Source organism: Streptomyces sp. NPDC031100 (assembly GCF_055570785.1).
In genome coordinates this window covers 302,943-323,703 of the sequence record NZ_JBVIGN010000010.1, presented here as the reverse complement: position 1 = coordinate 323,703, position 20,761 = coordinate 302,943, and the positions used below count along the sequence as shown (strand labels likewise).

Annotated in this window: 22 protein-coding genes and 1 tRNA gene; 9 read left to right on the top strand and 14 right to left on the bottom strand. The window is 73.1% G+C overall.

The features are described 5' to 3' along the window. Positions 1-311: 311 nt before the first annotated feature. The 4 genes from ACZ5DS_RS28020 to ACZ5DS_RS28005 are packed head-to-tail and all read right to left on the bottom strand — an operon-like array spanning position 312 to position 3,050. The gene (locus ACZ5DS_RS28020) at positions 312-1,535 is read right to left on the bottom strand and encodes a beta-ketoacyl-[acyl-carrier-protein] synthase family protein (RefSeq protein ID WP_468243631.1); all 1,224 of its coding nucleotides are present in this window, start codon (positions 1,533-1,535) and stop codon (positions 312-314) included. Beyond that, a complete protein-coding gene (locus tag ACZ5DS_RS28015; protein ID WP_468243629.1) occupies positions 1,532-1,786 on the bottom strand; it encodes an acyl carrier protein in 255 nt (84 codons plus the stop codon). The genes ACZ5DS_RS28020 and ACZ5DS_RS28015 overlap by 4 nt, the downstream gene beginning before the upstream one ends. Next, entirely contained in the window at positions 1,783-2,832 is a 1,050-nt protein-coding gene (locus ACZ5DS_RS28010) for a 3-oxoacyl-ACP synthase III family protein (protein WP_468243626.1), read from the bottom strand. The genes ACZ5DS_RS28015 and ACZ5DS_RS28010 overlap by 4 nt, the downstream gene beginning before the upstream one ends. After that, positions 2,829-3,050 (bottom strand): hypothetical protein, encoded by a 222-nt coding sequence (locus ACZ5DS_RS28005; protein WP_468243624.1) that lies wholly within the window; start codon positions 3,048-3,050, stop codon positions 2,829-2,831. The genes ACZ5DS_RS28010 and ACZ5DS_RS28005 overlap by 4 nt, the downstream gene beginning before the upstream one ends. A gap of 205 nt (positions 3,051-3,255) precedes the next feature. Between ACZ5DS_RS28005 and ACZ5DS_RS28000 the strand changes: the two genes are divergently transcribed. Then, positions 3,256-4,119 carry an SDR family oxidoreductase gene (locus ACZ5DS_RS28000; protein WP_468243622.1) on the top strand — a complete coding sequence of 288 codons (864 nt, stop codon included), beginning with the start codon at positions 3,256-3,258 and terminating at the stop codon, positions 4,117-4,119. Positions 4,120-4,121: 2 nt separating this feature from the next. Here ACZ5DS_RS28000 and ACZ5DS_RS27995 read toward each other — a convergent pair whose 3' ends face one another. The 3 genes from ACZ5DS_RS27995 to ACZ5DS_RS27985 all read right to left on the bottom strand — a co-directional run bounded on the left by ACZ5DS_RS27995 (position 4,122) and on the right by ACZ5DS_RS27985 (position 6,264). Further along, positions 4,122-4,265, bottom strand: coding sequence for a hypothetical protein (locus ACZ5DS_RS27995; RefSeq protein WP_468243620.1), 144 nt, complete (start codon positions 4,263-4,265; stop codon positions 4,122-4,124). Positions 4,266-4,279: 14 nt separating this feature from the next. Next, the gene (locus ACZ5DS_RS27990; RefSeq protein WP_468243617.1) at positions 4,280-4,585 is read right to left on the bottom strand and encodes a hypothetical protein; all 306 of its coding nucleotides are present in this window, start codon (positions 4,583-4,585) and stop codon (positions 4,280-4,282) included. Between the two features lie 305 nt (positions 4,586-4,890). Further along, on the bottom strand, positions 4,891-6,264 hold the full coding sequence (locus ACZ5DS_RS27985; RefSeq protein WP_468243614.1) for an MFS transporter: 1,374 nt from the start codon (positions 6,262-6,264) through the stop codon (positions 4,891-4,893). A gap of 91 nt (positions 6,265-6,355) precedes the next feature. Here ACZ5DS_RS27985 and ACZ5DS_RS27980 point away from each other — a divergent pair, with 91 nt between their 5' ends. Then, positions 6,356-7,297 (top strand): LysR family transcriptional regulator, encoded by a 942-nt coding sequence (locus ACZ5DS_RS27980; RefSeq protein WP_468243612.1) that lies wholly within the window; start codon positions 6,356-6,358, stop codon positions 7,295-7,297. Between the two features lie 275 nt (positions 7,298-7,572). Here the strand turns inward: ACZ5DS_RS27980 and ACZ5DS_RS27975 are convergent, their stop codons facing one another. The 3 genes from ACZ5DS_RS27975 to ACZ5DS_RS27965 form a co-directional block, all read right to left on the bottom strand. Further along, on the bottom strand, positions 7,573-7,959 hold the full coding sequence (locus ACZ5DS_RS27975) for a PIN domain-containing protein (RefSeq protein WP_468243609.1): 387 nt from the start codon (positions 7,957-7,959) through the stop codon (positions 7,573-7,575). After that, positions 7,956-8,219 carry a hypothetical protein gene (locus tag ACZ5DS_RS27970; RefSeq protein WP_468243607.1) on the bottom strand — a complete coding sequence of 88 codons (264 nt, stop codon included), beginning with the start codon at positions 8,217-8,219 and terminating at the stop codon, positions 7,956-7,958. The genes ACZ5DS_RS27975 and ACZ5DS_RS27970 overlap by 4 nt, the downstream gene beginning before the upstream one ends. 183 nt (positions 8,220-8,402) lie before the next feature. After that, positions 8,403-8,475: transfer RNA gene (locus tag ACZ5DS_RS27965), tRNA-Ala, on the bottom strand. 183 nt (positions 8,476-8,658) lie between these two features. Between ACZ5DS_RS27965 and ACZ5DS_RS27960 the strand changes: the two genes are divergently transcribed. Then, positions 8,659-9,207, top strand: coding sequence for a helix-turn-helix domain-containing protein (locus ACZ5DS_RS27960; RefSeq protein ID WP_468243605.1), 549 nt, complete (start codon positions 8,659-8,661; stop codon positions 9,205-9,207). A 120-nt stretch (positions 9,208-9,327) separates the two neighbouring features. Further along, positions 9,328-10,689, top strand: a complete 1,362-nt coding sequence (locus ACZ5DS_RS27955; protein ID WP_468243602.1) for a serine/threonine-protein kinase — start codon at positions 9,328-9,330, stop codon at positions 10,687-10,689. Between the two features lie 81 nt (positions 10,690-10,770). Here ACZ5DS_RS27955 and ACZ5DS_RS27950 read toward each other — a convergent pair whose 3' ends face one another. Together ACZ5DS_RS27950 and ACZ5DS_RS27945 are read right to left on the bottom strand one after the other, a co-directional pair. Next, complete coding sequence (locus ACZ5DS_RS27950; RefSeq protein ID WP_468243599.1) at positions 10,771-12,006, bottom strand: hypothetical protein; 1,236 nt, start codon at positions 12,004-12,006, stop codon at positions 10,771-10,773. Positions 12,007-12,338: 332 nt separating this feature from the next. Further along, complete coding sequence (locus ACZ5DS_RS27945; protein ID WP_003999697.1) at positions 12,339-12,467, bottom strand: DLW-39 family protein; 129 nt, start codon at positions 12,465-12,467, stop codon at positions 12,339-12,341. 348 nt (positions 12,468-12,815) lie between these two features. On the opposite strand from ACZ5DS_RS27945, the gene ACZ5DS_RS27940 reads away from it, so the two are divergent. From ACZ5DS_RS27940 to ACZ5DS_RS27930, 3 genes are all read left to right on the top strand, one after another. Continuing rightward, positions 12,816-13,151 carry a DUF6344 domain-containing protein gene (locus tag ACZ5DS_RS27940; RefSeq protein WP_468243597.1) on the top strand — a complete coding sequence of 112 codons (336 nt, stop codon included), beginning with the start codon at positions 12,816-12,818 and terminating at the stop codon, positions 13,149-13,151. 172 nt (positions 13,152-13,323) lie between these two features. Continuing rightward, a complete protein-coding gene (locus ACZ5DS_RS27935; RefSeq protein ID WP_468243595.1) occupies positions 13,324-13,971 on the top strand; it encodes a GntR family transcriptional regulator in 648 nt (215 codons plus the stop codon). Further along, positions 13,968-14,756, top strand: a complete 789-nt coding sequence (locus tag ACZ5DS_RS27930) for a glycosyltransferase family 2 protein (RefSeq protein ID WP_468243809.1) — start codon at positions 13,968-13,970, stop codon at positions 14,754-14,756. Before ACZ5DS_RS27935 ends, ACZ5DS_RS27930 begins: the two co-directional genes overlap by 4 nt. Here ACZ5DS_RS27930 and ACZ5DS_RS27925 read toward each other — a convergent pair. Both ACZ5DS_RS27925 and ACZ5DS_RS27920 read right to left on the bottom strand, forming a co-directional pair. Next, positions 14,746-14,934 carry a ferredoxin gene (locus ACZ5DS_RS27925; protein WP_468243592.1) on the bottom strand — a complete coding sequence of 63 codons (189 nt, stop codon included), beginning with the start codon at positions 14,932-14,934 and terminating at the stop codon, positions 14,746-14,748. The genes ACZ5DS_RS27930 and ACZ5DS_RS27925 overlap by 11 nt on opposite strands. A 78-nt stretch (positions 14,935-15,012) precedes the next feature. Further along, positions 15,013-15,429, bottom strand: coding sequence for a hypothetical protein (locus tag ACZ5DS_RS27920; protein WP_468243808.1), 417 nt, complete (start codon positions 15,427-15,429; stop codon positions 15,013-15,015). Between the two features lie 268 nt (positions 15,430-15,697). Between ACZ5DS_RS27920 and ACZ5DS_RS27915 the strand changes: the two genes are divergently transcribed. Both ACZ5DS_RS27915 and ACZ5DS_RS27910 read left to right on the top strand, forming a co-directional pair. Further along, positions 15,698-16,180 carry a hypothetical protein gene (locus ACZ5DS_RS27915; protein WP_468243590.1) on the top strand — a complete coding sequence of 161 codons (483 nt, stop codon included), beginning with the start codon at positions 15,698-15,700 and terminating at the stop codon, positions 16,178-16,180. A gap of 356 nt (positions 16,181-16,536) precedes the next feature. Further along, a complete protein-coding gene (locus ACZ5DS_RS27910) occupies positions 16,537-20,628 on the top strand; it encodes an nSTAND1 domain-containing NTPase (protein WP_468243587.1) in 4,092 nt (1,363 codons plus the stop codon). The last annotated feature ends 133 nt before the right edge of the window (positions 20,629-20,761 follow it).

Genomic DNA, 20,761 nt, shown 5'->3' with positions numbered 1-20,761 from the left:
GCCAATGCTCAACCCATCACGGCCGCATGTCAGCCGCCGAGCCCGCCGAAGGCGCGGCCACCAGCCACCGCCCAGCCCGCCGAAGCGAAACCCGCCAGCCAACGCTGACCCCGTCACTGCCGCAGGCCGGCCGCCGACGCCGAGCCTGCCGAACCCACGGCCGCCATCCAACGCTCAGCCCATCACGGCCCGCCCCGACCCCGCCGAAGCGAAGCCACCGGCCACCGCCGACCCCGCCGAAGCGAACACGAGACCCACCACAAAGAAAAGGAAAAGAAAGGGGGCATGGCCCGGGCCGGCCGGGGCCGGGATCACGCACGTACCAGCGCGAGTACGACGTTGTGGCCGCCGAAGCCGAAGGAGTGGCTGACGGCGGTGCGGACGTCCTGGTCGCGCGGCTGCTTGGTGACGCAGTCGAGGTCGAACTCGGGGGCGGGAGCCTCAAGGTTCGCGATCGGCGGGACGCGGCGGTGCTGGAGGGTCAGGACCGTGAGCGCGGCCTCGATGGCACCGGCGGCACCGAGGGTGTGGCCGAGCACCCCCTTGGGTGCCGTGACGCTCGGGCGGTGCGGCAGGACACGGGCGATCAGGGCGGCCTCGGTGGCGTCGTTGAGCGGCGTGGAGGTGCCGTGCGCGTTGACGTGGTCGACGTCGTACGGGGCGAGGCCCGCCTCGTCGAGGGCGGCGCGCAGGGCGGCCGCCGCGCCGTGCGCCCCCTCGGGCGGTGCCGTCGGGTGGTGGGCGTCGGAGGTGCTGCCGCAACCGGCGAGCAGGGCGCGGGGGCGGACACCGCGCGCGGCCGCGTCCGCGGGCCGTTCCAGGACCAGGACCCCGGCGCCCTCGGCCAGCACGAACCCGTCACGGTCGGCGGCGAAGGGGCGGGAGGCTGCGTCGGGGGCGCCCGTGCGTTCGGACAGGGCGCCCATGCGCCAGAAACCGGTGGCGGTCAGACGGCTGACGGCGGCTTCCACGCCTCCGGCCACGGCCACGTCGCACCGGTCCGCCGCCAGCAGGTCGCGGGCCAGGGCGATCGCGGTGGCGCCGGAGGCGCAGGCGGTGGCCGGGGCGAGGCTCATGCCCCGGGCGTCCAGGTCGATAGAGACCTCGCCCGCTCCCAGGTTCGGGATGATCATGGGGACGGCGAGCGGGGAGGTCCGGTCCGGCCCGCGCTGTTCGAGGCGCTGGAACTGCTCCTCCCACTTCTCCGTGCCGCCCATCCCGCAGCCGAGGACCGTGGCGACCCGGGCGCCGTCCCAGCCGGCCGGATCGAGACCGGCGTCGCGCACCGCCTCCCGCGCGGCGAGGACGGCGAGTTTCGCGAACCGGCCCATCCGCCAGGACGTGCGCCCGATGCGCCGGTTCAGCGCTTCTTCGCCGGCCGGCGCCCGGCAGGAGAAGTCCACGGGCAGTCCCGCGAGCGCGGGATCGGCCGCGGCCGTGCCGCGCCCCGCGCACACCGCGTCCCAGGTGGCCTCGGTTCCGTCACCGCCCGGCGTGATCAGTCCGAGTCCGGTGACTGCGATCGCGGGATTCACGAGGCCGCCACGGTCCCGGCGCGCAGGGCGTCGAGGTGCTCGGTGATCTGCCCGAGCGTGGTGGAGCGGGTGGCGTGCTCGCTGTCGATCTCCACGCCCAGCCGCTCCTGCAGGATGAGCGCGAACTCGGCCAGGGCGAGGGAGTCCAGCTCCAGTTGCTCCAGGGTCGCCTCGGGGCGGATCTCGTCCTGCGGCACCAGGAAGGTTCTGGTCAGGACGGAACGGATCACGTCGGAGGTGGCGGTGGTCACGGTGCGGTGTTCCTTCCGGTCTCGGATGACGACGGCCCTGCGGTGCCCTGCCACTCCATGAGGACCGCGCCCGCGGAGGCTCCGCTGGCGAGCCCGAAGAGCGCCACCAGGTCGCCCCGACGCAGGCGGCCCTGCCGCTCGGCCTCCACGAGTTGCAGGGGCAGGCCGGCGGTGGCGACGTTGCCGTAGCGGGGGAAGACGGACACGGCCTTGTGCTCGGGCACGCCGAGGGTGTCGAGGATGGTGCGGGTGAAGCCCGTCGAGGCCTGGTGCACGCAGACGAGGTCCAGGTCGCCGGTCTTGTGGCCGGCCTCGCGGAGGGTGTCGAACGCGGTGGTCTCCAGGCCGGGGAAACAGGCCGCCAGGGCCTGGGAGTCGAAGCGGACGGCCTGGCCCGGCCCGTTGTAGGGGTTCGCGACGGTCGCGGCCGGCCAGCCCGCCGAGTTGGCGCGGAAGCGCGCGGCGAGGATGCCGGGCCGGTGGCTCGCCTCGACGAGGACGGCGGCGCCGAGGTCACCGAGGGTCAAGGCGGGCAGGAACAGGGCGAGTTCGCCCCGGTCGCGGACCCGCTGGTGGGAGAGGATGCTGCTGCGCTCCCCCGCGACGACCAGGACACGCTCGTAGCGCCCGCTCCGGATGAACGCGTCGGCGGTCTCCAGGGCGTTGAGGAGTCCGTTGCAGGCGTTCTGCACGTCGAAGACCGGTGCCGTCACGCCGAGTTTGTGGGCGACGACGTGCGCGGTGGCGGGTTCCTCCCAGTCTTCGCTGGCGGATGCGAAGAGAAGCAGGTCGACGGCGTCGGGGGCGAGCCCGGCCCGGTCCAGGGCCTGCCTGGCGGCGGCCGCCGCCAGGTCGGACGGCCAGGTTCCGGCGGGGGCGACGCGGCGCTCCTCGAAGCCGTACATCTGCCGCAGCAGTCCGGGCAGCAGACGGATGCCGGGGTTGCGGGCGCGGACCTCGTCCTCGATCTCGCCGCCGGTCTGCCGGCCGGCGGGCACGTGTACGGCGACCTGGCTGATCGTCGCGTACGGGGCGGTACGGCTCACCGCAGGAACCGCACCGTCCCGGCGCCGCCGCCGAGCAGGGCGTCGCCGGGCTGGTGGCCGCCGGCCGTGACCGGGTGGTCGGGCGAGGTGGCCGTACGGCCGCTCGGGAACGTGGGCGGCGCGCTCGCGGCGGTTGCCTGGGCGGATCCCGTGGAGAGGGCGGCCGTCAGCGCCAGGAGGGTTGCTACGACACTGCGGAGCAGGCGTGGTGGGGTCACGAAAAATCTCTCTCTGGGGTGAGTGCCGGGCGGGCGTCCGGGGCGCGGGAGGTGCAGCGCGTCAACACAGAGCTGACAAACGTGTGTTGATCCACTCGATCGACAACTACCAATGAAATACGCAGACGTGTCTCGAACGGGCATCAACTACGGCATGCGACATAGTGACACAGAGGGTGATCAAGAGCCTGAGAGGTGGCCCGGCATGTCCTCACGCACACGGCACAGGACGAAGTCCGCCGTCTTGAAGTCCGTCGTCGTCACCGGGGCCACCAGCGGCATCGGCAGGGCCACCGCCCTGGACCTGGCCGCCCACGGCTTCCATGTCATCGCCACCGCCCGCACCTCGGGCAAGGCCGGGAAACTCCGCTCCGCCGCGGCCGAACACGGCCGGACCCTGCGCACCGTCCTCCTCGACGTGACGGACCCGCGCTCCTGCCGGGACGCGGTCGCCGAGATCGACGACCTGACCGGCGGCGGCCCCTGGGCCCTGGTCAACAACGCCGGTATCGCACCGGCCGGTGCCTTCGAGGACGTGCCCGAGGCGGACGCCCGGGCCGTCCTGGAGGTCAACCTCCTGGGCGCGGCCCGGATGACCCGCCTGGTCCTGCCGGGCATGCGGCGCCGGGGCTCGGGGCGGATCGTCCAGATGAGTTCACTCGGAGGTCTGGTCTCCGTCCCGGTCAACGGCTGGTACTGCGCGAGCAAGCACGCGCTGGAGGCCCTGACCGACAGCCTGCGCATGGAGATCGCCGGCACGGGCGTCCACACCTGTCTGATCGAGCCCGGCCTCATCGACACGCCCATGCTCACCAAGGGACTGGCAGGGCTTCCGGCCGACTCGCGGTACTCCCACGCCTACGCAGCCACCCGCCGGCTGATCGCCCGGTCGTCACCCCCCGGTCCGGAGATCGTCGCCCGCACGGTACGCCGCGCCCTCGCCGCACGGACCCCGCGTCGCCGCTACCGCGTCGGCGCCGAGGCGGCACTGGCCACACTGAAGCACCTCGCCCCCACCGCCCTCACCGACCTGGCCTTCCGCACCGCGCTGCGCCTGGACGGAGGATGACGTCACCGCTTGGCGTACGCGGCGATCGCGGGCTTCATGAAGCGGTTGACCGGGGTCTCGACGAAGCGGGAAGAGATCATGGAGACGGCGACGCACAGGGCGTAGAGGGCAACCACTAGGAACACACCCTCGGCGACCGAGTTCACGAGTACTACGACCCTTACGAGGTGACGACCGCGGCGAGCGAACTCCCGGACGGTACGCCCCTGTTGTTCACCGATGCGGTGTGACGCGTGGAGGGCCCCGGGGTACGCGCATCGACGCACGTCGGGGCTACGCCGACGTGTCCTCGCCGGCGGGCGACCACCTGCTGCCGGCCGAGCGCGGCTTCGTCGCCGAACTGCGGGGCGACGCCGACCGAGCCGCGGCCCACCACCTGCGCGGCCTGGAGGTGGTCCGCGCCCTCGGCGAACCACGCGCCCTCGCGCTGTCCCTGTGGGGGCTGGCCGACGCGGCAGCCCTGCACGGCACGGAGCCCGCCGCCGGCTGCACGGCCCTGCTGCTCGGCGCGGCCGACGCGGCCCGGCGCAGCGTGGGCGCACCCCTGCCCCCGGCCGAACGCACCGACGTCGACCGCATTCGGACTTTCCCACCCGTTCCAATCCCGCTCGGTCCCGCTCGATCCCGCTCGATCCCGCTCGATCCGGCTGCCGCGACTCGATGCGCCCACTGTGCGAGCGTCCGGTCGGCCCGCTCACGCACCCCTCAGCCCTCATCCCCCGATGCGTGTCGCGCTCATGGCCGGCATCAGCTCGCCGACCGGGCCAACCATCAGCCGTCGGCCCGCGTCGCCCGTGCCACCAGCAGCACCGCCAGCAGGCCGATACCGATGAGGACGTACCCGGACGTCGTCAGCGCGCCCAGCGTGCCGAGGACCGCGACGCCGAGCGCCGAGCCCGCCTGGCGGATGCCGTTGAGGGCGCCCTGGCTGGTGGCGGCGTACTCCGGCGGTGCCGAGACGGCCATCGCGGCGGCGGCGCCCGGGATGGAGAGCGTGCCGGTCGCGGCGAGCGTCAGCTCGGCGGCGATGAGCAGCGCGAGCGGCGGGTGGCTGCCGGCGCAGAAGGCCAGCAGGATGCCGGAGACGACGGAGGCGGACATGCCTGCCAGCAGGATCGGGCGGGGGCCGTAACCGGCCACCAGGCGGCCGGTGAAGAAGGGCATCACGCAGACCGGGAAGGCGATGGGAAAGCAGGCAAGGCCCGCCTTGAACGGGGTCAGCGAGTACGTGTGCTGCATCCACACGGCGAACATGTACATACCGCCGAAGTAGGCGAAGCACGACACCGCGGCCGCGACCATGGCTGCCCGGACCTTCGGCAGGGCAAGCAGCGCGGGCGGCAGGACCGGGGAGGCCACGCGCCGCTCCACGAACGCCAGGACGGCGAAGGCCAGCAGCGCGGCCACGATCGGGACCACGGCGCGCAGGGAGCCCCGGCCCTCGATGCCGGACTCGACCAGGCCGAAGGTGAGCAGGCCGAGGCCCAGCGTGGACAGCAGCAGTCCCGGGCGGTCCAGGGCCCGGGTGGCCCGTACCGGAGGAACCGGCAGACGGCGCGCGATCAGCAAAGCGGCGAGCGCGATGGGCGGGTTCACCAGGAACACCAGCCGCCAGCCGCCCAGTTCGACCAGGACACCGCCGAGCACGGGCCCGGCCGCGGCGCCGAGGCCGCTGAGCGCCGTCCAGGCGCCGATGGCCCGGGTGCGGCGGGCGGGATCGGGGTTGAGGTGGATGAGCAGCGCCAGCGAGGCCGGGACCAGGCCCGCGCCCGCGGCGCCGAGCAGCACCCGACCGCCGATCAGCGCGCCGACGTTGGGGGCGGCGGCGCAGACCGCGGAGAGCACGGCGAACAGGCCGAGCGCGGAGGCGTACACGCGCCGGGCGCCCCAGCGGTCGGCGATCACACCGCCGGCGAGCAGCAGTCCCGCGAAGACGACGGTGTACGCGTCGACGGCCCAGGGCAGCGCCGCGGCGGCCGGGTGGAGGGACTTCTGGACGTCGGGGACCGCGACGTTGAGGATCGAGGTGTCGAGCAGGACGAGCAGGTTTCCGGCCGCGATGCCCGCGAAGGTGAGACGGGAACGGGCCGGGGTGGGGGGAGCGGCCGTGCCGGTGGCAGGGGAGAGGCTGTCAGCAGTGGTCATGCGGGCAGCGTGGCCCAGCGGCAAGAGGGGCTGCGACGCCGTAAGTCCGATGAGGCCATCGGAAAGTCCGATGGGTGGTTATGCTGGTCAGGTGGATTCTCGCTATCTGCGTGCCCTCGTCGCCGTCGCCGACCAGGGTGGGATCTCCGCCGCCGCGCAGGCGCTGGGATACGCACAGTCCAGTGTGAGCGCCCAGTTGAAACGGCTGGAGGCGGATCTCGGCGTGGCCGTCCTGGTGCGCTCCAGTGCGGGCGCGGTGCTGACGGAGGCCGGGGAGCGGCTGCTGCCGCACGCGCGCGAGGCGTTGGAGCTGGAGGAGCGGATGCGGCGAGCCGCGCGCGGCGACCGGCCCCGGCTCAGGATCGGGGCGCAGGAGTCGCTGGCGCATGTGTGGATGCCCGATGTGCTGGCGGCGCTGGAGCACGGCGCGGGCGGGGCGGACACCGAAGCGGGCGCTGGAGCGGACGTCGAGCTCACGGTGGCCAACCGGAGCACGCTCGAACGGTCCTTCGGGGCAGGTGAGTTGGACCTTGTCTTCCAGTACGACAACGGAGTGCGGGCGCTCGGGCCGCACGCGGTCGTCGGGCACGACCGGACGGTCCTGGTGGCCGCGCCGAGCCATCCACTGGCGCGGCAGGAACTGGTGACGCCCGAGCAGATGCTGGCGTACGACTTCCTGGTGGCCGAGCCGGGCTGCACCTCGGAGATGCTGATGGACCGCTTCGGGCGGGATCTGCTGGAGGGGGCCCAACTGGCCATGATCCAGGGGTCGCTGTCCGCGCTGCTGCGGCTGACGGGACACGGGCACGGGGTCTCACTGCTGCCCGAACTGGCGGTCACGCGGGAGCTGGAGGAGGGCGAACTGGTCGAGCTGCGGCTGGCCGAGCGGATCCGCCCGGTCAGCATCGTGGCCCAGTGGCGCCCCCGCCTGGGCCCGGCGGAACAGTCCCTACGCGCTCTGCTGGACTTGGCCCGCCGCGCGGACCCGCTACCGGAGGTGACCCGCGCGGCACGCTCGGCACGGGCTTCGTGAGACGGGGGCGCCAGGAGACACGAGTTTCCTGACCCACGGGCCTTCCGAGACGGCGGCTTCTCTGGGCGCGGGCCTGCTGACACACGGAGCCGCCTCAACCCGCGGTCTCCCTGACACACGGGTCCCACGCGCGGCGACTCCCCGAAGGGGACGGTTGCCTGGCGCGGCGGCTTGCACGGCACACACGGCACGACGATGCCCGGCGGCACGGGAGTTCCCGGCCACCGGGCATCGTCGGAATCATCAGGTACGGCTTCGAAGGCACCGCCGCCGACTCAGCGGTTGAGGTCGAGGAAGGGCACACCCCGCCCCTCGTACGCCTTCGGCGCCACCGTGGCGACCAGCGCGTCTGCACCCCACTCGGGAAGATGCCGCACGGCATGGACGGCAGCAGCGATCCCGGACGGGACACCGTCACGGCGCAGTTGCGCGACGGTGAGCATGGCCGGATAGTCGAGGTCGACCGTGTGGATGACGTCGAGCTGACCGATGTGCTCAGCGATCCCCAGCTGCTCCGCGTCCGCTTCGAGAATCGACAGCACCGGAGCCCACAGCCGGGTCTCCGGCTCGAAGTGGGCCCGGTGGACCAGCGCGGACACCTGCCGGTTCCCCGGCAAGGCAAGCAGCGTGGGTGCGTCCAGGACGAGGTGGTGCTGGATCACGCGGTGGCGCCCTGCTGCCCCCCGAAGGCATCGCGCAGCTTGCGGCCCATCGCCGCGCTCTCCTCGTCACTCACCTCGACACCGAAATGCTCCGCCAGGTAGGCGCGTGTCCGCTCCGCACGCTCACGCCGTTCCTCATCCGTGAGCGTCGTCTCCGCGAACTCCTGCACCAGCGAGCGGATCGATGTACCCCGGGACTCCGCGATGACCGCGAGACGGTCTCGCACCTCGGATGGCACTCGGATCATGGCATCGGACATGAAGCAAGTATACGGCCACGTCTACACGCAAGCAGGCTGTTCGCCGAAGTCCCCTCCGACACCCCTTTCCCCTTGGGATTCAAGACCTCCCCCCACCTCCAGCGGGCACCGTTGTGCCTACCGATGGGCACAAAAAATGCCCTCCGAAACTGCGTTTCCGCAGGTCAGAGGGCATTTCACGGGTGGAGCCTAGGGGAGTCGAACCCCTGACATCCGCCATGCAAAGACGGCGCTCTACCAACTGAGCTAAGGCCCCGGGAAGGGAAGCGTCGGCCGGAGATCTCGCGTTCCGGCGGGCGCCGCAGACCAGAGTACCGGGTCACCCCCCCGATCCCGCAAAAAGATTGGGGGTCCCCGCGGATGACCACTCTCCGTAAGATGCTCGACGTGGTTCGCTACAGCGAACCGCGGTTATTTGGGGAAGCGATGGGGAGACGCAATGGACGCCGCACAGCAGGAAGCCACCGCGAGAGCGCGGGAGCTTCAGCGGAACTGGTACGGAGAGCCGTTGGGGGCGCTCTTCCGTAAGCTCATCGACGATCTCGGGCTCAACCAGGCCCGGCTCGCGGCGGTGCTGGGCCTGTCGGCTCCGATGCTGTCGCAGCTGATGAGCGGGCAGCGCGCCAAGATCGGCAATCCCGCCGTGGTCCAGCGTGTGCAGCTGCTGCAGGACCTGGCGGCCCAGGTCGCGGACGGCAGCGTCAGCGCGGCCGAGGCGACCGACCGCATGGACGAGATCAAGAAGTCCCAGGGGGGATCCGTGCTCAGCAACACCACGCAGACGACGAACAGTTCGGGAGCGCCGACGGTCAAGCGCGTGGTGCGCGAGATCCAGTCGCTGCTGCGCTCGGTGGCGGCCGCCGGCGACATCATCGATGCCGCCGACTCCCTCGCCCCGAGCCACCCCGAACTGGCAGAGTTCCTCCGGGTCTACGGCGCCGGCCGCACCTCCGACGCCGTCGCGCACTACCAGGCGCACCAGAACTGACCCCTGGGGCCCGGTTCCCGGAGGGGGTCCGGGGCCGGGCCCGGGGAAGGTGCGCAGGGCACGGGGGCGACCCGCCGGCGGGGGAGACGAGGGGCTAGGGGGGAGGAGCGGCGGACTGTCATGGGTGAGGTCTTCGCCGGCCGGTACGAGCTGGCCGACCCGATCGGACGTGGCGGCGTGGGTGCCGTCTGGCGTGCCTGGGACCACCGGCGGCGACGCTATGTGGCGGCCAAGGTGCTCCAGCAGCGCGACGCCCACTCGCTGCTGCGCTTCGTACGGGAACAGGCCCTGCGCATCGACCACCCCCATGTCCTCGCCCCGGCCAGCTGGGCCGCCGACGACGACAAGGTCCTGTTCACCATGGACCTGGTCGGGGGCGGTTCGCTGGTCCACCTCGTCGGCGACTACGGCCCGCTGCCGCCCGCGTTCGTGTGCACCCTCCTCGACCAGCTCCTGTCGGGTCTCGCCGCGGTGCACGCGGAAGGTGTCGTCCACCGCGACATCAAGCCCGCGAACGTGCTGCTCGAGGCCACCGGCACCGGCCGGCCGCGCCTCAGGCTGTCCGACTTCGGCATCGCCATGCGGTTCGGCGAGCCCCGTCTGACGGAGACCAACCTCGTGGTGGGCACGCCCGGTTATCTGGCGCCCGAACAGCTGCTGGGCGCCGAACCGGACTACCCCGCCGACCTGTTCGCCGTGGGCCTGGTCGCCCTGTATCTGCTCGAGGGTGCCAAGCCCGACGCCAAGGCGCTCGTGCAGTACTTCATGGAGCACGGGACGCCCGGACCGCCCAAGGGCGTCCCCGAGCCGCTCTGGCAGGTCGTCGCCACCCTGCTCCAGCCCGACCCGGCGGCCCGGTTCCGCACCGCCACGGGGGCCCGCAAGGCGCTCGCCTCCGCCGCGGAACTCCTGCCGGAGCCCGGCCCCGACGACGAGCTGATCGAGATCTTCGACCAACTCGGGCCGCTGCCACCCGGGTTCGGCCCCGACGGCCCGCTCCAGCGGGCCTCCGGGATACGGGTACGGGAAACACAGTCGGCCACCGACACCGACACCGACCCCGACAGCACAGGGAGCGGCGCGAGGCCGGCTCTCGACCCCCGCTTGACCGGCAGCGGGCCGCAGCACTCCGCGCTTCCCTCGATGTCGGACACCGGAAGCTTCCACCTCCCGCCCCCGCAGCCGACCCCGAGCCCTCAGCGGCCGCAACCGGAACAGCGCAGCGCGTACCCCGTCCCACCAGCTCCTCCGCCCCCGGTACCGGAAGCGCAGCCGCGCATCGATGCCTCCACCGCTGCGTACACCGCCCAGGACCCGCAGGTTCCGGCTCCCCCGCGGCCGAGGGAGCCAGCCCGCGCACACGGCCGCCGGGCCCGCCGCGCGCCCCGCCGCCCGGGCCCACCGGCAAAGGTGGCGATCCCGGTCCTGCTCCTGGCACTGGCCTGCTACGCCGTGGGCTTCTGGGCGCTGACCCGCGTCTGAGCCACGGAGCAGAGCGACACATGACCCGCGTCTGAGCCACGGAGCAGAGCGACACATGAGCCGCGTCCGACCCGCGCCCGCCTACGTCCGGGCCCGCCGGGCCGCGACCGTCCACACGCCCAGCACCACCAGCAGCGCGGTCCCCGCACCGATCCCGCCCACCGCGAGCACCTTCATCCCGGCGGCACCGCCGCCCCCGGTGCTCCCGGTGATCGCCGCCGCCCGGTCCTGCGCGGTGACCGTGAAGACGTCGTCCGGTTCGGGCCGCCCGGCGTACCCGGGCCCGCCGTGCGCCTGCCCGTCGACCCGTACCCGCAGCGTGACCCCGAAGGGCCCCTGCCCGAACGAGTCGGCCATCTGCTTGCTGAGGTGCACGACCAGGTAGTAGTTCCCGGCGAAGCGCATCGCGTTCTGCGCGGTGGGGACGGCGTACCGGTTGCGGTACTCCACGGGCGGCAGCGGGTCGAGGGCGGCGGACTTCTGGGTGCCGGTGTACCCGAGGGAGACGTCGTCGACGTATCCGCGGACCGGGTTGTAGAGCGAGAGGTTCACGGCGCCCCCGACAAAGCCGTGGCCGTTCGGGGAGCTGCCCAGTTCGGCGACGGCGTGCAGCCGACGGCCCCAGTCGAGCGGGACCTTGTAGAAGAGGGTCTGGCCGGGTGCGGCGGCGGTGCGCCAGACCCCTTGGCCCAGCGGACCGGCCTGGGCGAAGCCGGCGCCGCCGGGCCGGTCACGTGGGGCGCCGGCGAGGGGCTCGGGGGAGGCGGAGTCCCAGGTCTGGGGCGCGGTGGTGGGTCCGGCCTCGGCCAGGCGCGGTTCCGTGACGGGCTTGATCTCCAGGTCCCAGCGCTGTGCCGACTCCGCCGTACCGGAGTCGAGGCGTTCCACCTGGACGTAGTACGTCCCCGCCCCCTGGCACACGGTCCGCCCGGTTTCGCGCCGTCCCAGGGCCGTGACCGGACGGGGGCTGAGGGCGGCGCCGATGCGTGCGGCGGCGTAGGAGCAGGAGCTGCCGCTCGCGTCCTGGACCGAGACGCTGATGCCGTCGGTGGAGGAGACGGTGGCGTCGGCGGGGGGTACGGCGGTGACGGGGATGTACGTCGTGGTCGTCGCGGGGAGGTCGAGGCGGTAGGAGAGCTTGCCCTTCCCGGGGAGGGAGCTGCGGTAGGTCCGGCCGGGCTCCAGCCGCGGGGCGTCCGTGGTGCCCGCCGCACCGGTGACCTCCTGGGCGCCCGGCGCGAATCCGTACGTCCCCTGCTCGGCGCCGGCCGCGATCCCGCCCGGCAGGGCGGCCACGGTGCACAGCACGGCGGTCACGATCGTGGCCCGGACTCCGGCACCCGCCGGCCGGCCGCCCCGGCGCCACCACGTCGTACGCCCTCGCCCGCGCACCTGCCACCCCCAGTCGCTCCGCACCCGCGCATCCGGCCGTGGCCCATCCTGCCCCGAGGGTCCCTGCGCCATCCGGGGAATCCGTACGGCCGTCCGAAACGCCCGGAGTCATCCGCCCGGCACCGAGGGGAGACGCGTACACCACCCGTCGGGGACGGGCAACACGAGGCCTCGCCGCACACCCGAACGGGACCCCGGACAACACAAAACCCCGACCGCGCAGGCGGCCGGGGTCTGATCAGATTCTGGATCGGTACTCACGAACCCGTGGGCACGGAGTCAGTGGCCTCCGTCCACAGGTCCTGCTCGGCGCGATCCGCCTGGATCTGGCGGTACACGAGGAGACCGCCGATGGCGGCCAGTGCGACCAGGAGCAGCTTCTTCACCGCGCGACCTCGTCTTTCCTTGACGTAGGGGACCTCTGGCGCCCGACTATACACACCGACCGATATCGATCGGTGACCTGCGTCGAGCCCCAACTCCCGCCCCCGGGAGCGCAATAGACCAGGTCGGCACCGTTGCGATCGGAGGGTGATCACACCCCCACGCACGGTTACTTTGCTCCCTCTTCGCTCACCCTCACCTGGTTTTGAGGGTTTTCCGACCCGCTTGCGCCCATCCGGGTGGTGTTCATCGGAACATCGACGCGCCGCGGGCGTCGGTCCACCACTTCTCGACCCCCATACACATCATGAACAAAGTACGCAAATCGCCCGACCCGAAAGTGAGGGGCCATGACCGAGAACAAGGTCATGAAGCTGTGGACCGCCATCGTCACCGTCTTCCTCGCGCTGTGCACGGCGCTCGGACTCGTCACCGCCACCACTGCGACGGCCGCTCCCCAGGCGGAGAGCCCGCGAGGCACCACCGAAGAGCAGACGGTGCCGACGATCCCGGCGATGAGCCACTGGGCCTGGTCCCATGGCAGATTGCTGCCCCCCACGATGAAGCAGCGCATCAGGGCCGAGGCCCACGGAAAGTCCCCCAGCTGCCGGCACAGCTCCGTCACCGAGAGAACGGAAGCCGGGACGGACACGGCGAACGACCTCGCGCCACCTCTCGAATGCTGACCCTGGTCAGCACCTAGGACGCAGACGTTTCGGCAGACGGCGACTTGCGTACCCCTCAGTCGAACGGAATCAGACCCCCGGCCGGGCCCGGCCGGGGGTCTTGCGCTGTTCAGGGGCCGGGCGCTCGGCCACCGAGTCGTCAGGTCCCCTTCGGGAGTCGTAGCCTGGACGGGTGCCCAGGGCCTACGAGGAGATCGCGGACGGCAGGCAGCACGGGCGCGACACGTGCGTACGGCGTCCGCGCGCCCGGGTGGTGCGCGACAGCGGCCGGCACCAGTGGGAGAAGGACCGCGCCCGGCAGCCCTCGGCGGTCCGGGCCGCGACCGGCGTGACGGAACGCGACACCGGCCTGCTGCCGGACGAGCTCGTCTTCTCCGCGCACTACCGCACGATCGAGGCGCCCGGTGAGCTGGCCGAGGCCTTCGGCGTACGGGAGGGAACGGCGCTCCTCGAACGCAGCTACCGGACGCGGTACGCGGCGGAGACGGCCCCCTTCAGCCTCGTCACCTCCTACCTCCCGCACGCCCTCGCGGCGGCCGGCCCCGGCCTCCTGGACGTGTCCAGGGAGCCCTGGCCCGGCGGCACCCACCACCAGCTCTCCACCGTGGGCATCGAGATCGACCGCGTCGAGGAACGCTGCACCGCGCGTCTGCCGACCCCGCAGGAGACCCGGGAGCTTCAGCTGCCGGCCGGGACGGCGGTGATCCTGGTCCGCAAGACGTCGTACGACACCCGCGGCCGGGTCGTGGAGGTCTCCGACGTCGTGCTGCCCGGCGACCGTACGGAACTGCTCTTCACCACTCCCCTGGAAAGGTGGTGAATGCCGCCGTGCCCCGGCGCATCACCGTAGTCACCGCTGTCCACGCCCCCTCCGCCCGCTTCCTGCCCGAGGCCTACAAGTCCCTGCGCGAGCAGGGACTTCCGGACGGCTGGGAGTGGGACTGGGTGATCCAGGAGGACGGCAGCACCGACGAGGTCCGCCCGTACGTCCCGGACGACGAGCGGGTGAGCTTCCGTCAGGGCCGCTCCGGCGGGCCCGGCATCGCCCGCACGATCGCGCTGGCCCACGCCGACGGGGCGTACGTGAAGGTCCTGGACGCCGACGACCAGCTCCCGCCCGGCACGCTCGCCCGCGACCTGGCGGTGCTGGAGGCGGACCCCACGATCGGCTGGACGACCTCCCGGGTCCTGGATCTGCTGCCCGACGGCTCCACGGCCGGCTTCCCCGGCGACCCGGACGACGGCCCGATCGAGCGCGGGGCCGTCCTCGGCTTCTGGACGGCGAACGGGTTCCGGGCCCCGGTCCATCCGGCGACGCTCTGCGTCCGCCGGGACCTGCTCACGGCCCTGGGCGGCTGGATGGCCCTGCCGGCCTCCGAGGACACGGGCCTGCTGCTGGCGCTGAACGCGGTCAGCCGCGGCTGGTTCTCCGCGGAGGTGGGGCTCCTGTACCGCAAGTGGGAGGGGCAGGCGACCGGACAGGCCGCGCACATCGATCCGGCCGAGCGAGCGGCGCGCATGGCCGTGGTGGAGGCCAGGGCACGAGCACTGGCGGACTTCGGGTGGACCTACCCCGCCGGGGACGCCCCTTACGTCACTCGCTGATCACGACGGCCTGCGAGGGGCACTTCTCGGCCGCTTCCCGCACCTGTGGATCGTCCCCGGCCGCTTCCCGGCCGGGCCGGACCACGCCGTACCCGTCCTCGAACGCGAACACGGACGGGGCCCGGTGCGCGCACTCGGCGGAGCCGTAGCACACGCTGCGGTCGACGGAGACCTTCATACGTCCCTCCAGCCTTGGTTGACCTCAGGACGTCACTGCCCGGTGGACCGCACGGCGAACCGGTGCTTACCAGCCGCGCTACGGCCGGCCTGCGGCGGAGAGCCAGTGGGCGAGGCGGCGGACCGTGGGTTCGTCGAGCCGGTCGACCATTGCCCGCACCGCCTCCGCGTCCTCGGGGGAGAGGTCGTACAGGCCCGCCTTGCTCAGGCCGGCCATGAGCACCTGGTGCCGGCGGTCCGCCATGCGCTCGGCGAGCTTGACCGGTTCCCCGGAGCGCTGCGGGGACGCTTCGGGCGCGGGCGCGGACGGGGTGGCGGCGGCCGGGGTGTCGAACCGGTGCCAGGCACCGTCCTGCGGGCCCCACAGCGCGACCGTCACGTCGTCCCCGCGCGCGCGTACCGTCTGGGCCATGTCTCCCACGGCGTACAGCACGGGAGTTCGGTCGGGGGACTCCGCGCCCACCCGCCAAGCGGCCCGGGACGGCTGGTAGAACATCGCCACCCAGCGCGGGCTACCGGGAGGTTGCGGACAATCGGGACGCTTCACCATGGCACTCACCCCTTCGGGAACAGCCGGCGCGCCGACCTTAGCTGACGGTCCGTCAGGTTTCCAGGGCCCGTCCTGCAGCCCGTACGACCGGGTTCCCGCGCGCTTCTGGTCTCTTCGCGGCCGGCGTGGCACCCTGCCCGCGCCCGGCCGCGGACACCACCGGACCCGCGGCGGGCAGCGCATGCGGTGCCGTCCCGGCGGAGGGAGACCGAAGATGAGCGGACGCGAAGAGGCAGCGGCAGGTACGACGGTGTCGGCGGCGGCTCTCAGAAGGATGCATGCCGACCGCGCGCGCAGCGCGTACGACCGCGCCGCCGCCACCTGCCGGCACGCCGGCATCACCGAGGACGCCGCCCAGCCCGTGCCGACGAGCCCCGTAGGCAGGGCCGCGGGCGCACTGCGGCTGTCGGCCGGGTCGCTCGAGGCCCTGGCCGCGAGCGCGCCGGATCCCGCGGCGGACGCCCGCTGCGCCCGGAACGCGGCAGCGGCGGCCGCGCTTGCGGCCCAGGTGGCCGCGGCACAGGACACCGGCGCCGTCTCCGCCTCGGCCCTGCGCGCCGCGCTGGCCGCCTCCCAGGCCGCGGCAGCCGCGGCGGGCGGAAGGGAGCCGGGCCGGGACGCGGCGCTGAACGCCACGGCCGAGGAGGCCGAACGGCGCGCGGTCGCCGCCGCCGACGCGGCGGGGTGGATCGCCTAGAGCCCTTGCATCCGATCGTCACCGGCCCGTCCGGCACCGGTCCCTCCCCTCGTGGGGACCGGTGCCGGACGGAGCGGGTGGCGTCGACCCGTGCCGTGTCGGCGTACGGGCGCGTATGGAGGTGGCGGAAAGTTTGACCGAGAACGTGCGGCGCCTTGGGCCGTGTCGTGGAGCGCTGAGCCGCTGGCCTGTCCGGACGGTGTGTGATGAGCCGGCTACCGCGTCGCGATCCTGCCATGTGGCGTGCCCGGCGAGGAGGTTCCGGCATCGGGTCCAGGGCTTTTTCGCAGGTCAGCCGTATAGGGTGAGTTTTCCGGTCCGGACGTCCAGATACGGGGGGAGTAAGGGGTGGGGCCTTGGGTTCCGACTCAGGGGCACGCACAGCCTTCGCCGAACGGCTCGCTCTGCTGTACAAGGAGGCGGGCAACCCTCCCCTCAAGAGCGTGTCCGAAGCGGTCGTACGGCTCCAGCGGGTGGACGAGCGCGGGCGGCCCGTGCGGGTGTCCGCCCAGCGCATCAGCGACTGGCGGCGGGCCAAGAACGTACCGGCCCACTTCGCCGCCCTCGCCGCCGTCCTGCAGATCCTGATCCCGGAGGCGCGGCGCGCACGGCCCGTTCCGGTCTCCGCCGGCCTGTACGACCTCGCCCAGTGGCAGCGGCTGTGGGAGTACGCGCTGGCCGACCCGGCCGGCGACCGCCCCGCCGCGTCGGCCGAGGAGGACCGGCGGCCGCCCGCCCAGGACCCGCCCGTCGCCGGCGGCGTGTGCCCCTACCGGGGCCTGGCCCCCTACCGCCAGGAGGACGCCCGGTGGTTCTTCGGCCGCGAGCGGAGCACCGAGGCGCTCGTGACCCAGCTGCGCGCGGCCGAGAAGACGGGCGGGCTGATCATGCTCGTCGGCGCCTCGGGCGCCGGAAAGTCGTCCCTGCTGAACGCCGGTCTGGTGCCCGCGCTGCAGGGCGGCGCCCTCGGGGACGGCGGCGACGGGCCGAGCACGGTGCTCCAGCTCGTGCCGGGGGCCGATCCGCTCGGCGAGCTGACCCGCCGCATGCCGGAACTCGCCGCCCTCGCCGCCCGGGCCCGCGCGGCCGAGGAGGAGGCGGCCGTGAACCCGGCCGCGCCCGGCTCCGATGCGCCGCATTTCGCCGACGCGGTACGGGAGGCGGTCACGGCGTGGGCACACGGGGAAAGGTCCTCCGACGCCTCCTCGGGTCCGTCGCCGGACGCGCCCCCGGCCGGCGTGCGGGTCCGTGACTCCCCTCCTCGCGCGGTCATCATCGTCGACCAGTTCGAAGAGACGTTCACGCTCTGCTCCGACGAGGCCGACCGCCGTACCTTCCTCCAGTTCCTGCACGCGGCCTGCACCTCGTCCGCGGCCTCGTCCGGCCCCGTCCTCGTGGTCCTCGGCATCCGCGCCGACTTCTACGAGCAGTGCCTGGTCTACCCGGAGCTGGCCGACGCGCTCCAGCACCGGCACATGGTGCTGGGACCGCTGACCACCGCCGAGCTGCGCGAGGCCGTGACCGGCCCCGCCAAGGCCGTGGGGCTGGAGCTCGAACCGGGCCTGGCCGAGCTGATCGTGCGGGAGGTGAGCGCCGACGGCCCGCGCGGCGCGCACGACTCCGGAGTGCTCCCGCTCCTCTCCCACGCCCTGCTCGCCACCTGGCAGCGCCGCAAGTCGGGGCGGCTGACCCTGGCCGGCTACCGCGCGGCCGGCGGCATCCAGGGCGCGGTCGCGGCGACCGCCGAGCGCGCCTGGTCCAGCCTCGACCCAGCCGCCCGGTCGGCCGCCCGGCTGCTCCTGCTGCGGCTCGTCCGGCTGGGCGAGGACACCCAGGCCACCCGCCGGCGCGGGACGCGACGCCAGCTGGCGCAGGAGTCGGCGGACCCCGGCAAGACGGAGGAGTCGCTGGAGGCGCTGGTGCGCGCCCGGCTGGTGACGCTGGACGCGGAGACCGTGGAGATCACCCATGAGGCGCTGCTCCACGCCTGGCCGCGGCTGCGCCACTGGATCGACGAGGACCGGGGCGACCATCTGCTGCGCCAGCGGCTGGAGGAGGACGGCCACGCCTGGGAGGCCTCGAACCGGGACAGCTCGCTGCTGTACCGCGGCTCCCGTCTGGAGCAGGCCCGCAGCTGGGCGAAGTCCGCCGGGGACACCTATCTGACCCGCAGCGCGGTGCAGTTCCTGGCCGCCTCGGTGCGGCTGCGCAAGCGTACGGTCCTGATCAGCCGCGGTGCCGTGGCCGCGCTCGTCGTGCTCGCCGTGCTCGCCGCCGGTTCGGCGGTGGTCGCGTGGCAGCAGCGGGACGACGCCGTGTTCGAGCAGGTGCTCGCCGAGGCCGACCGCGTCCAGCACACGGATCCCTCGCTGGCCGCCCAGCTCGACCTGGTGGCCCACCATCTGCGGCCCGACGACGAGGGGACGTACAGCCGGCTGATCTCGATCGTGAACGCGCCGCTGGCCACCCCGCTGCTCGGCCACACCGGCGCCGTCTACCTCACCTCCTTCAGCCCCGACGGCAAGACCCTGGCCACGGCCAGCTACGACCGGACCGTCCGCCTGTGGAACGTGGCCGACCGGGCCCACCCCAAGCCGCTCGGCAAGCCCCTGACCGGCCACACGAGCTGGGTGAGCAGCGCGGTCTTCAGCCCGGACGGGCACACCCTGGCCAGCGCCGGCGACGACGGCACGATCCGGCTGTGGGACGTGACCGACCCCGCCCACCCGTCCCCGCTCGGCAAGCCGCTGACCGGCCACAAGGGCACGATCTACCTGGTCGCCTTCAGCCCGGACGGCCGCACGCTGGCCTCCGCGAGCGAGGACCGCACGGTGCGCCTGTGGAACGTCGCCGACGCCTCGCACGCGGCACCGCTCGGCTCACCGCTCACCGGCCACACGGCGGCGGTGCGCTGTGTGGTGTTCAGCCCCGACGGGCACACGCTCGCGGCGGGCGGCGACGACGCCACCGTCCGGCTGTGGAACACGGCCGATCCGCGGCACCCGAAGCCCCTGCCCACGGTGCTGACCGGCCACACGGACATCGTGCACTCGGTGGCCTTCAGCCCCGACGGGCGCACGCTCGCCAGCGGCAGCGCCGACGACACCATCCGGCTGTGGAAGGTGTCCGACCCCGCGCACGCGGCCCCGATCGGCTCCCCGCTCACCGGGCACACCGGCCCCATCTGGTCCGTGGCCTTCAGCCCCGACGGCGCCCGGCTCGCCGCGGCCAGCGCGGACAGCACGGCGAGTTTGTGGAACGTCGGCGATCCGGCCTCCGCCTCGCAGGTCGGCGAGCCGCTCGTGGGCGGCAGCGGCGAGATGTACGCCCTGGGGTTCAGCCCCGACGGCCGCACCCTCGCCACCGGCAGCGGGGACAGCAAGGTCCGCCTGTGGTCGGTACCGACGCAGGACATGATCGGCCGCAACGGGGCCTTCCGCCCCGACGGGAAGGTGCTCGCCACGGCCGCGCGCGACGGCAGGATCCGGCTGTGGAACGTGGCGGCGCCCGGCCGGCCCGTGTCCCTGAGCGCACCCTTCATGCCCGCGGACGGCAACCAGCGCACGATGGTGTTCTCCCCCGACGGCCGCACCCTCGCCGTACGGACCAGGTACCGGGAGCTGTACCTGTGGAACGTCACCGACCCGGCCCGCCCGGTCCTGGCCAGGCCGCACCTCACCCTGCACACCCGCTTCTCGGGCCCCGGCTCCATGGCCTACAGCCCCGACGGCCGCATCCTGGCCACCGCCTACGACGACCGCACCATCCAGCTGTGGAACGTCAGCGATCCCTCCCGTGCCGTCCCGCTCGGCAAGCCGCTCACCGGCCACCGGGGCTACGTCAACGCGCTCGCCTTCAGCCGGGACGGGCACACGCTCGCCAGCGGCAGCGCGGACCTCACCATCCGGCTGTGGAACGTGACCGACCCCCGCCACGTCACCGGGATCGGCCATCCCCTCACCGAGCACTCCGGCCCCGTCAACGCCCTCGCCTACAGCCCCGACGGCCACACCCTGGCCAGCGGCAGCGACGACGACACCGTACGGCTCTGGGACGTCACCGACCCCGGCACGGCGCACCCGCTGGGCTCCCCGCTCACCGGCCACACCGAGGCGGTCACGTCGCTGACGTTCACCGAATCCGGCCATACTCTGGCGAGCGGCGGCAACGACAACACGGTCCGCCTGTGGAACGTCACCGACCCGTCCTCGGCCACGCCCATCGGCCAGTCGATGAGCCCCTACGCCAAGACGGGCAACTTCCTGTCCTTCAGCCCCAACAGCCACGTCCTCGGGGTGTCCAGCGGCTCCGACACGGTCCGCCTGTGGCGCCTCGACGCGGACGAGGCCATCCGGCACATCTGCGCGGTGACCACGGGCGTCCTGACCCCGCAGAAGTGGCACGAGTACCTCCCCCGCCTCTCCTACGACCCCCCGTGCGCCGACTGACCGAACAAGATCAGCCAACTCCCCAAACGAACAGGGCTGTTGCCTCCCCTAGACCCCACAACCTTGTTACCCTTGGCCATAGCCCGATCGCTGGTGCATCCCCCGTCGCCAGCGGTCGGGCCTTTTTTCGTGC